Source organism: Mesorhizobium sp. M7A.F.Ca.MR.362.00.0.0, from assembly GCF_004023175.1.
Lineage (GTDB): Bacteria > Pseudomonadota > Alphaproteobacteria > Rhizobiales > Rhizobiaceae > Mesorhizobium.
This window is the reverse complement of sequence record NZ_RZTF01000018.1, coordinates 9,491-21,136: the sequence shown is the minus strand read 5'-3', so window position 1 is coordinate 21,136 and position 11,646 is coordinate 9,491. Positions and strand designations below refer to the sequence as shown.

14 protein-coding genes are annotated in these 11,646 nt (G+C 63.8%); 9 read left to right on the top strand and 5 right to left on the bottom strand.

The window, feature by feature from the left end; all coding sequences use genetic code 11:
- The 4 genes from EOC06_RS04715 to EOC06_RS04700 form a co-directional block, all read left to right on the top strand.
- On the top strand, positions 1 to 445 hold a 445-nt coding region (locus EOC06_RS04715), incomplete at its 5' end, for a sarcosine oxidase subunit gamma (RefSeq protein WP_245469333.1).
- A 59-nt stretch (positions 446 to 504) separates the two neighbouring features.
- Complete coding sequence (locus tag EOC06_RS04710) at positions 505 to 735, top strand: hypothetical protein (RefSeq protein WP_127398121.1); 231 nt, start codon at positions 505 to 507, stop codon at positions 733 to 735.
- A 78-nt stretch (positions 736 to 813) separates the two neighbouring features.
- Positions 814 to 1,599 carry a ThuA domain-containing protein gene (locus tag EOC06_RS04705; protein ID WP_128307205.1) on the top strand — a complete coding sequence of 262 codons (786 nt, stop codon included), beginning with the start codon at positions 814 to 816 and terminating at the stop codon, positions 1,597 to 1,599.
- Positions 1,600 to 1,647: 48 nt separating this feature from the next.
- Positions 1,648 to 2,697, top strand: coding sequence for a Gfo/Idh/MocA family protein (locus EOC06_RS04700; RefSeq protein WP_128307204.1), 1,050 nt, complete (start codon positions 1,648 to 1,650; stop codon positions 2,695 to 2,697).
- Between the two features lie 42 nt (positions 2,698 to 2,739).
- Here the strand turns inward: EOC06_RS04700 and EOC06_RS04695 are convergent, their stop codons facing one another.
- From EOC06_RS04695 to EOC06_RS04670, 5 genes are all read right to left on the bottom strand, one after another.
- Positions 2,740 to 2,988: a DUF680 domain-containing protein gene (locus tag EOC06_RS04695; protein ID WP_127268964.1), complete on the bottom strand. Its 249-nt coding sequence runs from the start codon at positions 2,986 to 2,988 to the stop codon at positions 2,740 to 2,742.
- A gap of 193 nt (positions 2,989 to 3,181) precedes the next feature.
- Complete coding sequence (locus EOC06_RS04690; RefSeq protein ID WP_128307203.1) at positions 3,182 to 3,820, bottom strand: TetR/AcrR family transcriptional regulator; 639 nt, start codon at positions 3,818 to 3,820, stop codon at positions 3,182 to 3,184.
- Between the two features lie 164 nt (positions 3,821 to 3,984).
- Complete coding sequence (locus EOC06_RS04680; protein ID WP_127329419.1) at positions 3,985 to 5,016, bottom strand: phosphotransferase; 1,032 nt, start codon at positions 5,014 to 5,016, stop codon at positions 3,985 to 3,987.
- Entirely contained in the window at positions 5,013 to 5,498 is a 486-nt protein-coding gene (locus EOC06_RS04675; RefSeq protein WP_023810115.1) for a MaoC family dehydratase, read from the bottom strand. The genes EOC06_RS04680 and EOC06_RS04675 overlap by 4 nt, the downstream gene beginning before the upstream one ends.
- A gap of 39 nt (positions 5,499 to 5,537) precedes the next feature.
- Positions 5,538 to 6,353, bottom strand: a complete 816-nt coding sequence (locus tag EOC06_RS04670) for an SDR family oxidoreductase (protein WP_127398842.1) — start codon at positions 6,351 to 6,353, stop codon at positions 5,538 to 5,540.
- Between the two features lie 112 nt (positions 6,354 to 6,465).
- Here EOC06_RS04670 and EOC06_RS04665 point away from each other — a divergent pair, with 112 nt between their 5' ends.
- The 5 genes from EOC06_RS04665 to EOC06_RS41700 all read left to right on the top strand — a co-directional run.
- Positions 6,466 to 7,707, top strand: a complete 1,242-nt coding sequence (locus tag EOC06_RS04665) for an acyl-CoA dehydrogenase family protein (protein WP_128307202.1) — start codon at positions 6,466 to 6,468, stop codon at positions 7,705 to 7,707.
- 52 nt (positions 7,708 to 7,759) lie between these two features.
- Positions 7,760 to 8,797, top strand: a complete 1,038-nt coding sequence (locus tag EOC06_RS04660; protein ID WP_128307201.1) for a zinc-binding dehydrogenase — start codon at positions 7,760 to 7,762, stop codon at positions 8,795 to 8,797.
- Between the two features lie 176 nt (positions 8,798 to 8,973).
- On the top strand, positions 8,974 to 10,137 hold the full coding sequence (locus tag EOC06_RS04655; RefSeq protein WP_128307200.1) for a glycosyltransferase 87 family protein: 1,164 nt from the start codon (positions 8,974 to 8,976) through the stop codon (positions 10,135 to 10,137).
- Entirely contained in the window at positions 10,130 to 11,119 is a 990-nt protein-coding gene (locus EOC06_RS04650) for a glycosyltransferase family 2 protein (RefSeq protein ID WP_128307199.1), read from the top strand. The genes EOC06_RS04655 and EOC06_RS04650 overlap by 8 nt, the downstream gene beginning before the upstream one ends.
- Positions 11,116 to 11,646, top strand: a 531-nt coding sequence (locus tag EOC06_RS41700; protein ID WP_245469332.1) for a ChbG/HpnK family deacetylase, incomplete at its 3' end; no start/stop codon positions are given. The genes EOC06_RS04650 and EOC06_RS41700, both read left to right, overlap by 4 nt.

Below are 11,646 nucleotides of genomic sequence, written 5' to 3'. Positions count from 1 at the left end.
TGCGCCGGAGGCTTCGGCCGCAGCGCTTTCGAAGGCGCTCGGCGTGACCTTGCCGAACAAGCCGAAAACCTCTGCCGCGAAGGGCGGGCGCACCGTCTTGTGGCTCGGTCCCGACGAATGGCTTGTGATCGATGAGGCCGGCAACGATCCGCTCGCCGATTGCGCCAAAGTATCCGCGCTGCATTCGGCGGTCGGCGTCTCGCATCGCAACATCGCGATATCGGTGACGGGCACTGGGGCAGCGGCGACGATCAATGCTGGCTGCCCGCAGGACCTGTCGCTCGACGCCTTCCCGGTGGGCGCAGCGTCGCGCACCATCCTGGGCAAGACCGAGATCGTGCTGCTGCGCACGGGTAACGACGCCTTCCGGGTCGAGTGCTGGCGTTCCTTCTCGGACTATGTCTTTACTTTCCTGTCCGAGGGATCGCGCGACGCGGCGGTCTGAACTCGGAACGTTTTGCAGGGCACGCTCGTTCTGCATCCGCACGCCGAGGGAGAATGCCGATGCCGTCGAATTCCGCACCGAAGTCGCCGGTGATAAAGACATCGGCCGTCCGCTCGCTCGAACATGAGCGACATGAAGCCCCGAGCGCCGAAGAGGAACTCGAGGAAGGCCTCGAAGACACGTTCCCGGCCAGCGATCCGATATCCATTACCGGAACCGCCATCCCCGGCGCACCGGCGAAACCGGGCAAGGCCAAGACCGTGCCGGGGCGCAAGAAGCGCAAGACGTAGTATTCCATCGGGCCAGGCGGCATCGGGACCTTCTCAATCCCTTTTGACATGCTATTTAAAGCGCTTTGGGAGATGAAAATGCCGACAAAAGCGATCGTTTGGGGCGAGAATGTCCACGAGCAGACCAATGAAGCCGTGCGCGACCTCTATCCCTTGGGGATGCATGGCACCATTGCCACCGCCCTCAACCAGGACAAGGGCATCGAGGCGACCACCGCCACCTTGCAGGAGCCCGAGCACGGCCTGAGCGAAAAGCGCCTGGCGGCCACCGACGTGCTTTTGTGGTGGGGCCACGCGGCGCATGGCGAGGTCAAGGACGAGATCGTCGAGCGGGTGCAGAAGCGGGTGTGGGAAGGGATGGGCCTGATCGTGCTCCATTCCGGCCACTACTCGAAGATATTCAAGCGGCTGATGGGCACGCCCTGTTCGCTGAAATGGCGCGAGGCGGGCGAGCGCGAGCGCGTCTGGGCGATCAACCGCGGCCACCCGATCGCGCAAGGCATCGGCGAGTGCCTGGAGATCGGCGAGACCGAAATGTATGGCGAGCCCTTCGCCGTGCCGGAGCCGCTGGAGACGGTGTTCGTCTCCTGGTATGAGGGTGGCGAGGTGTTCCGGTCCGGGCTGACCTACCAGCGCGGCGCGGGACGGATCTTCTACTTCTCGCCCGGTCACGAGACCTATCCGATCTATCACAATGAGGGCGTGCAGCAGGTGCTGCGCAACGCCGTGCACTGGGCGCACAACCCGGCGCCGGCATGGTCCGGCATCACCAATGCGCCGAACGTGCCGACGGATGCGGCCAAGGAGAAGATCGTGCAGAAGGGGCTGCGCCTGCATGCCGACGGCGACAAGGGCCTGAGTTGATTCGGGCCTGAGCTGATTGGGGTGTGAGGTGGCTGGGGGCCTGAACTGATGCATCGAATTCTTCTGCTCGGCACCGGCGGCATCGCCGGACATCATGTCGATGAGTTTGCCGGGATTCCCGGCTGCAGCATCGTCGCTTGCGTCGATCAGGTGCCTGGCCGTGCGGCGGCGTTTGCCGCCGTCAGCAAGATCGGCGAATCTTTCGAGAGCCTGGAGGCGGCGATCGCCTGGGGTCAGTTCGATGCCGCCATCAACGCGACGCCGGATGGTGCGCATATGGCAACGACGCTGGCGCTGCTTGCCCAGGGAAAGCATGTGTTTTGCGAAAAGCCGCTGGCGCCGAACCACGCCGACGCGCTTGATATGACCGAAGCGGCCGAGGCTGCAGGGGTGGTCAACATGGTCAACCTGACCTATCGCAACTCACCGGCGATCCATGAAGCGCGGCGCATGGTGCTGGCCGGCGAGATCGGCGTGTTGCGCCATGTCGAGGCAAGCTACCGGCAAAGCTGGCTGGTCAGCCAGTCGTGGGGCGACTGGCGGGTCGAGGACAAATGGCTCTGGCGCTTGTCGAGCCGGCACGGTTCGACCGGTGTGCTGGGCGATGTCGGCATCCATATCCTGGACTTCGCCACCTATGGCGCCGGCCAGGATATCGTCAGCCTGCGTGCCGATCTGGTGACGTTTCCGAAGGCCGAGGGCGAGCGCATCGGCGACTATGTGCTGGACGCCAATGACAGCGTGGCAATGACGGCGCGGCTCAGTTCCGGTGCGCTCGCTACGATCGTGGCGAGCCGCTACATGACCGGCCACGCCAACGATCTGTCGCTGGCCCTGCACGGCACCAAGGGCGCCATCAGGGTCGAAACCGACGGCAAGGCATCGAACCTGTCGGCCTGTCTCGGCGGCGATGTCGATCTTCAGCGCTGGCAGATCTTGGCGCTGCCCAGTGTCAAGCGCAATGCGCGACGCTTTGCCGATGCGCTGGATACAGGCCGGAATGGCGATCCGTCGTTCCGGCGTGCCGCGGACATGCAAAAGCTGATCGACGCGGCCTTCGAGAGTTCAGCGGCGAAGCTGCCGGTTTCGGTCGGCTGAAGCTGGCCGGCTTGTGCCGGCCAGACGCGATCTTTGCTGATGTCAAAATGCGCTTGGTACAATCCACGGATTGATGCTGATGCCGAGCCGCGGGCCCTTGCCTTCAGCGGTATTTTGCGTGGCACCCTTCTTCTCGACCGAACCGGTCGAAGCGCAATCGAGCTTCACGTTGGTCCTGGTGTCAACGCAGGCCGCCACCGGCGCATGCTTGACGGGATGGGTGGTGTTGGCGGCGAAGGCCGAGCCCGAAAGTGCCAGCACGGCGGCGAGGGTGAGGAGTGTCTTTTTCATTGTCAGTCTCCGGTTTCCGGGTCGAATTCAATTCGTACCGACGGGTGAATTTCTCTCGTACGTGTACGATGCGCTGTACATATACGCCCGTCGATCGCGAAGTTCAAGGAAAACCGTACGCGTACAATAAATTTTTTGTTAACCAAGACCCCCAAGGTCTGGAGGAGAATACACAAACCAAAGGAAACGACGTTCAGCAGCTGACCGGTGTCTCGGTCAGAGGCGGGACGTTTTGCGTGCTGAGCGTGGCGAGCGTGAAATCGCACATCCGCTTCACGAAGGCCTGCGGATCGCCGAAGGGGTAAAACGGAAAGGTGATGAGCAGCGAGATCGTGCCGTGGCCGACCGCCCACAGCATGGTGGCGATGGCGCGCGGATCGCCCTGCAATTTGCCGGCGGCAACGCAGGCTTCGACCCTGCTGATCAGCACCTTCATAGCAGGGTTGCTCTCCTCCATTTCATTGTAGCCTTCCGGCAGCTTGGTCTTTTCGGTCATGAACACGGTGCGGTATTCGTTGGGATTGCCGAGTCCGAAAGCGGCATATTCGGTCATCACCGCCTGCAAGGCCTCGATCGGATCGTCGGATGGATGCTCCTCGATGCGGCGGGCCAGCGTCTCGAACGCATCCTCGGCCAGAGCGAACAGGATGTCCTGCTTGTCGGCGAAGTAGGAATAGACAGACATCGGGGCGTAGCCGACCCGCTTGGCCAATTTGCGGATGGTCAGGCCTTCATAGCCTTCTTCCTGGACGAGCTTGTGCGCGGCCTCGACAAGTTCGGAGCGCAGTTCTGCCTTTTGCTTCTCGCGGCGTGTCTGGACGCTCTGCGGCAAGATCTGGTGCCTTTGGTTGGTTGGTGGCTGGCTAAATTATATACGCTGTACGGAAACGGACAAGGGCACGGGAAGTTCCCAAGCGGTATGCTTCGGATCGTGCCGACGCTTGTCGAGGTTGGCGGCACCCGTGATCAGCACCTTTGCTCCGTCAAAGCGGCCCATCACGCCTCCTTGTCGATCAGCTTCGCGGCAAGGCGCGAAAGCAGCTTTACCGCCTCGCCATAGGTCCGGGCCTTTTCCGGATTGGAGGCGTTGCCGTCCAGCGCCCGCTTGTAGACGCCCTGGCAAATCGCGGCCAGCCGGAAGAAGGAAAAGGCGAGATAGAACGTCCAGTTGCCGATACCGGTGAGCCCGCGCCGCCGGCAGTAGGCGGCGACGTAGTCCTCCTCGGAGGGCAGGCCGAGTGCGGAACGGTCGACACCGCCCAGGCCGCGAAAGCCGGAAGCGTGCGGCAGCCGCCATTGCATGCATTGATAGGCGATATCGGCGAAGGGGTGGCCTGATGTCGACAATTCCCAGTCGAGCACCGCCAGCACCTTCGGCCGGTCCGGCGCGAAGATCAGATTGTCCAGCCGGTAGTCGCCATGCACCAACGAGATCCGGCCATCATCGGCGGGCATATGCGTTTCCAACCAGGCAATCAGCCCGTCCATGTCGGCGACTGCGTCAGTCTCCGAGGCGCGGTACTGGCTGGTCCAGCGCGCCAGCTGCCGCTCGAAATAATTTCCCGGCCGCCCGAAATCGCCGAGCCCCACTGTCCCGACATCGATCTCGTGCAGCGCCGCGAGGGTTTCGTTCATGGCATCGTATATAGCGGCGCGTTCTTCGTTGTCGCGAGCCTCCGGCAGCGCCGGATCCCAGAAAATGCGGCCGTCCAGGAAATCCATCACGTAAAACATGCGGCCGATGGGCGAGTCTTCCGCCGACAGGTGCAGCATGGCAGGCACGGGCACGGCGGTGCCGGCAAGCGCGCTCATCACCCTGAATTCGCGGTCGACCTGATGCGCCGATTTCAGCAATTGCCCCGGCGGCTTGGCGCGCAGCACGTAACGGCCGCTTGCCGCCGTCAAAAGGTAAGTCGGGTTCGATTGGCCGGATTTGAACTTCTCGACTGCTGCAAGCTCGGAAAAGCCCGGTATGTTCGCCTCGAGGTAAGGCGCAAGCGCTGCCTGGTCGAGTACGGGATCACTCATGCCGTCTCGGGCTGGCGTTCGATCAAGGTCAGCGTCAACCAGCGCGCGGTCAGTGCCGGCTTCTTCGAACCTTCGATTTCGATCGTCACGTCATGCGCGGTCTGCACCCAGCCCGACGGCCTGACCTTGACGTCGGCCAGCACGAAACGCGTGCGGATGCGCGCGCCCGTTTTCACCGGCGCCAGGAAGCGCAGCGAATCGAAGCCGTGGTTGACGCCCATCTTGCCGTTTTCCAGCGGCGGCATGGTCTCGAAGGTCATCGCCGACAACAGCGACAGCGATAGGAAGCCGTGCGCGATGGTGCCGCCGAACGGCGTTTCGCGCATGGCCCGCTCCGGATCGCAGTGGATGAACTGGTGGTCGTCGGTGGCGTCGGCGAACTGGTCGATCATGCGTTGCGTGACCGCCCGCCATGGCGACACGCCAACCTCCTTGCCGACACTGGCCAGAAGCACATCGAGACTGATCGGTTCCACGCTCATGTCCTCCAGTTCACCCCCGGCTTCTGTGGCCGGAAAATGTCATTCCTTGAACAGGGTCAGCCCATGCTGCACCGACTGTCCGCCGTCGATCGGCAGGATGGCGCCGGTGACATAGCTGCCTGCACGGCTGCACAAATAGAGCGTTGCGCCGGCAATGTCATCCGGTGCGCCGATACGGCCGATCGGAACATGGCTGCCGACGTGCCTGGCCTGCTCATCCGTACTGGTGGCGAATGCCGTCATCCGGCTCTGGAAGGGGCCGGGAGCGAAGGCATTGACGGTGATGCGGCGGCCGGCGAACTCGAGCGCAAGGGTGCGGGTCAGATGATGCACGGCTGCCTTGGACGCCGTGTAGGAATAGGCGTCGTCGGCCAGCGGCTGCGTGCCCATCACCGAACCGAGATTGATCACCCTGGCCGGATCGGCGTCGCTGGCGGCGGCATCAAGCAGCGGCAGCAATTCGCGGGTCAGATGGAAGACCGCGGTGACGTTGACGCCAAACACCTTGGCCCATGCCGAATAGGGGAAGCTTTCCAGCGGCGCGCCCCAGGAGACGCCGGCGTTGTTGACCAGAATATGCAGTTTCCCGGTCCGCGCTTTGACCTCGGCGACGAGTGCGGCAATGCCGGTTTCGCTGGAGACATCGCCGGCGAAGCCTTCGGCCCGGCCGGATGCGCCAAGCTCGTTCAGTTCTTCGGCGACTTTGATGCAGTCATCGCCCTTGCGCGACGCGATCATCACGTTGGCGCCGGCCTGCACCAGCGCGGTCGCCGCCATGCGCCCGATGCCGGTCGCGGCACCCGTCACCAGCGCAGTCTTGCCGGCCACCGAAAACAGCTCGTCCAGATAGCTCATCACAATCCTCCGCGCTCGGCATGGCAAACAGTTCGCGTTGACAAGGCTATCCGAAGTACGGTCATCCTTGCCACTGACAAAATGCCTGGCATGCATGAAGGGTTAGCGACCGATGACGGAGATGAATCTCGGCATGACCGAGCGGCTGAAGCCGATCCACGCGCGCGTCGCGGCCATGGTGCGCGACGAGATCATGCCGCTCGACCATGAATTCCTCAGCGAAGTGGGCAAGACAGGCAACCGCTGGGTCTACAGTGCGCGCCAGAGCGAGATCCTCGAAGGGCTGAAAAAGACCGCACGAGAGCGCGGCCTGTGGAACTTCTGGCTGACCGGCTCGGAACGCGGCTACGGCCTTTCCACCGTCGAATATGCCTATCTGGCCGAAGAGATGGGCAAGGCGCATCTCGGCGCCGAGACCTTCAACTGCTCGGCGCCCGACACCGGCAACATGGAGGTGCTGGAGCGGTACGGCTCGGCCGACCTCAAGAAAGCATGGCTCGAGCCACTGCTCGACGGCAAGATCCGCTCGGCCTATCTGATGACCGAGCCGGATGTCGCTTCGTCCGATGCCACCAACATTGCCATGCGCTGCGAACGTCAGGGCGACGACTATGTGCTCAACGGCGAGAAATGGTGGGCTTCGGGCGCAGGCGATCCGCGCTGCGCCATCTACATCGTCATGGTCAGGACCGGCGGCGATGACGAGCCGCAGCACCGCCGTCATTCGATGATCCTGGTGCCATCGGATACAAAAGGCGTGACCAAGGTCCGGGCCATGCAGGTTTATGGCGATGACGACGCGCCGCACGGCCACATGCATCTTCGCTTCGACAATGTGCGGGTATCGGCATCGAACCTGATCCTCGGCGAGGGCAGGGGGTTCGAGATCGCGCAAGGGCGGCTCGGTCCCGGCCGCATCCACCATTGCATGCGCGCCATCGGCCAGGCCGAGATGGCGCTCGAGATGCTGTGCCAGCGTTCCGTGCGCCGCGAGGCCTTCGGCCAGCCCCTGGCCAAGCTCGGCGCCAATTTCGACATCATCGCCGAATGCCGCATAGAGATCGAAATGGCCCGGCTGCTCTGCCTCAAGGCGGCGTGGATGATCGACCAGGGCGACGCCCGCGCCGCGGCCCCCTGGATCAGCCAGATCAAGGTGGTGGCACCCCGCGTCGCGCTCAAGGTCACCGACGAGGCGGTGCAGATGTTCGGCGCGCAAGGCATCAGCCAGGACACGCCGCTGGCGCGGTCGTGGACGCATCTGCGGACCTTGCGCCTCGCCGACGGTCCGGACGCCGTGCATCGCCGTCAGGTGGCGCGCACCGAGCTGAAGAAATACACGCAGGAAAAGGTCTGAGCGCCGGCATCGTCATCCGGCGATGCCGACAGCCCAAGCACGGAGTGTTCCAATGGCCGTCCCCTCCGAAATGAAGGCGCTGCTGCTGGTCGGCGACGGCTACACCAGGACGCCGAGCGGCAGTGTGCTGGAGGCGATGGAGCCGTATCTCGAGCCGGGCAACATCGCGGTGCCGACCCCCGGACCGACGCAGGTGCTGATCAAGGTCAACCTCGCCTCGATTAACCCCTCCGACATCGCCTTCGTCAAGGGCCAGTACGGCCAGCCGCGCGCCAAGGGCCAGCCGGCCGGCTTCGAGGGTGTCGGCATTGTCGTCGCCAGCGGGGACGAACCCTATCCCAAAAGCCTGATCGGCAAGCGTGTCGCTTTTGCCACGGGCGTCACCAATTGGGGCTCTTGGGCCGACTATGCCGTCGCCGAGGCCGATGTTTGCATCCCGCTGCTCGACACCGTTCGCGACGAGGATGGCGCGGCGATGATCGTCAACCCGCTCACCGCGCTCGCCATGTTCGACGTCGTCAAGGAGGAAGGCGAAAAGGCCTTTGTCATGACCGCCGGCGCCAGCCAGCTCTGCAAGCTGATCATTGGCCTTGCCAGCGGGAAGGGCTTCCGGCCGATCGTCACCGTGCGCCGCGACGACCAGATCGCTGCGCTGAAAGCGCTCGGCGCGGCGCACGTCCTCAACGAAAAGGCGCCGGATTTCAAGGCGGCGTTACGCGAGGTGGTGAAGGCCGAGCAGCCGCGCATCTTTCTCGACGCGGTGACCGGGCCGCTGGCTTCCGCCATCTTCGACATCATGCCGAAGCGGTCGCGCTGGATCATCTATGGGCGGCTCGATCCCGAAGCCACTGTTATCCGCGAGCCCGGCCAACTGATCTTCCAGCACAAGCGTATCGAAGGTTTTTGGCTGAGCGAGTGGATGCGCCAGTTCCGCGATCGCCGCGGCCCGGCGATCCTGGAAGCGCAGAAGCGTTTTTCCGACGGGCGCTGGTCGACCGACGTGACAGCGGTGGTGCCGCTTGCCGAGGCAATGGCGCGGGTGCCAGCGGAACTGGCCAAGCCGAACGGCAAGGTGTTCATCCGGCCTTAGCCTCGGAGTGCTTTGCGTCAGAGATTGCCGGTTATCCGCCGCCTCGGAACCGTCAGGCCGATACCCGCGTCCATCAAGCCCCCTATGCCATGCCGCTGCGTCCGTGATATGCCGCCGCCATCGAATGCCGGGACAGGCTGGACTGAGCTTGTTCCGGGATTGTGTGGGGTGCCTTGATGACGATTTCCAAGCCGGTTTTCGACCGTTTGGGGTTTGGCCTGTGGATCGGAGCGTTCCTGGTCGTTCTTGCCATGGTCCTGAGGTCGCCGTACACGCGGACGGTGTGGAAGGCCTATATAGATGGCAGCGAGGCGCTTCTGGCCGGTCTGCCGCTCTACGACACCCAATCCGAGATGGGGTATCTCTACGCGCCGGCCTTCGCCGCGCTCTACACTCCGATAGTCAAGCTCGGTCCGCATCTGGGCGGCGTGGTGTGGCACTCCCTCGGGTTTGCGGTGCTGACCTTTGCCGCGATGCGGCAGGTGCGCAAGCTCGGTGGTGGCGAGTTGATGTGGCTGCTTTCTTTCGGCCTCTTCCTCGCTTTGCCGATGGCGCTCGGCGCGATCCGCAACGGCCAGGCGACGATCCTTTTGACCGCCGCTTGCTGGCTTCTCACATTGTCGGCGCTGGAAGGGCGACGGGCGGAGACGTTCTTCTGGGCTTCGCTTGCCATCATCGCCAAGCCGACCGCGATCATAATGCTGTTGTTGGTAGGAGCCCTTCGGCTTCGGTTGATACCGGTGCTGGTGCTGGCGGTGCTGTTCGTGCTCGCACTGCCTTACGCTTTTGCTCCCGCCGGCTATCTCAACGATCAGTATCGTGTCTTCGCCCAGATGTTGACCTCCATGGCCGTCGACAATACCAGCCATTTCGTGTCCACCGATTTCACGGCACCGTTCACCACGATAGGGCTGCCGATACCGGAATTCGGCGCAACGATCGTGCGCATGGTCATGGCCCTCCTTACGCTTTCAGCCGTCATCTGGTTCGACCGCAGGCTCGAAGGGGGAAAGGCAGCGCTGGCGATCTTCCTGACGGCCACCTTCTACATGTGCGTCTTCAACCCGCGCGTCGAGCCCAACACCTTTGCCATGATCGCGGTACCAGCCGGTCTTGCCATCGCCCTGTTGTGGCGCGAAGAACGAGGCGGCGTCCTCGCCTCGGTGCTGTCGATGACGCTGTTCGTGACCGGCCTGAGCGGCGTCGAGCGCCATGTGCACGATTTCCTCTTCCCCTGGTTCCGGCCGGTCGCCGTCACTTTCATCGCCGGTTTGCTGATCTGGTGGTTCTGGGCCAAGGCACGGGAAAAGGTGGTGAATGCGGGAGTCGCGAATGGCTGAGTTGCGACAGAGCCTCGATATCGTTGCGCCATTCTTCAACGAGGCGGCTTCGGCATCGGCCTTCGCGCGCCTGCTCGGCGAGCTCGAAGCGGCCGTGGCACAGCGCTTCGGCATGACCGTGCACAAGATCCTGGTCGATGACGGCAGCCGTGACGATGGCGCCGGACGATTTTCGCAAGCGCTGACGGGATCGTGGGAGATCGTCCGCCTCAGCCGCAATTTCGGCAAGGAAGTCGCTGTGCTCGCCGGCCTCGACCAGTCGCGCGGCGACATGGTGCTGATCATGGACGCCGACCTCCAGCATTCCCTGGACATCAGCCTGAAGCTGATCGCCGAGCTGGTGAACCATCCCGACATCGACGTCGTCTATGCCCAGAACGACCGCCGCGAGGCGAGCTGGCGGCGCAGCCAGCTTGCACGGCTTTTCTACAGCCTGATCAACAGCAGCCAGCGTTTCGACATTCCTGAAAATGCCGGCGACTTTCGCGTCATGCGCGGCGCCGTGGCGCGCGCACTGACCAGCCTGCGTGACAAGCGTCGCTTCAACAAGGGCCTGTTTGCCTGGGCGGGCTTTCGCCAGAAAGCATTGCCCTATTCGCCGGAAGGCCGCGCCAGTGGCGCATCGAAATGGAGCCGGCTCAACCTGATCGCCTTCTCGCTCGAAGGGTTCACCTCGTTCTCCGTCATTCCGCTGCGCCTGATCAGTCTTAGCGGGCTGCTCGCGGCGTTGGCCGGCGCGCTCTATGGTGCAAAGGTGTTCTTCGAGGTGATCTTCTACGGCATTGCCGTTCCGGGCTACCCCAGCCTGCTGGTTGCCGTCGTTCTGCTCGGCGGCCTCAACCTGACCCTGCTTGGCCTGATCGGCGAATATGTCTGGGTGACGCTCAGCGAGAGCAAGGATCGGCCGGTCTATCTCGTGCGCGATGTCGTGCGCAGCGATGCCCCCGCCGACCGGCCGGAGCCGGGCTCTTCGAACAGATGACGCGGCGCATTCGCCTGATCGCCGACGATTACGGCCTGGCGCCTGGCGTTTCCGCCGGGATTCTCGATCTTCTCGATCGGGGGCGCCTGACCGGCACCAGCTGCATGACCGGCTTTCCCGAGTGGGCAAAGGAGGCAGAGCGCATAAAACCGCTGTGCGGCCGGGCTGCGGTTGGGCTGCACCTCACCTTGACCGACCAGTTGGCCGTCACCGGCCGGTCGGCCCTGGCGCCGGAAGGCCGGCTGCCACCGCTCCGCGCACTGGCCTTGCCTGTTCTACGCGGCCGCATCGGCGCCCGCCATGTCCATGCCGAGCTTGACGCCCAGTACAGCCGCTTCGTCGAGGCGCTTGGCCGCCGCCCCGATTTCGTCGACGGGCATCAGCATGTGCATTTCCTTCCTGTCGTGCGCACATGGCTGTGCGCACGGTTTCCAGAAGGCGCCGACAGGCCGGCCCTGCGCGGCGCCCCGGCGCTGGCCGCGGGAGCGAAAGTCGCTGCGATTGCCGCGCTCGCCGCCGGGTTCAAC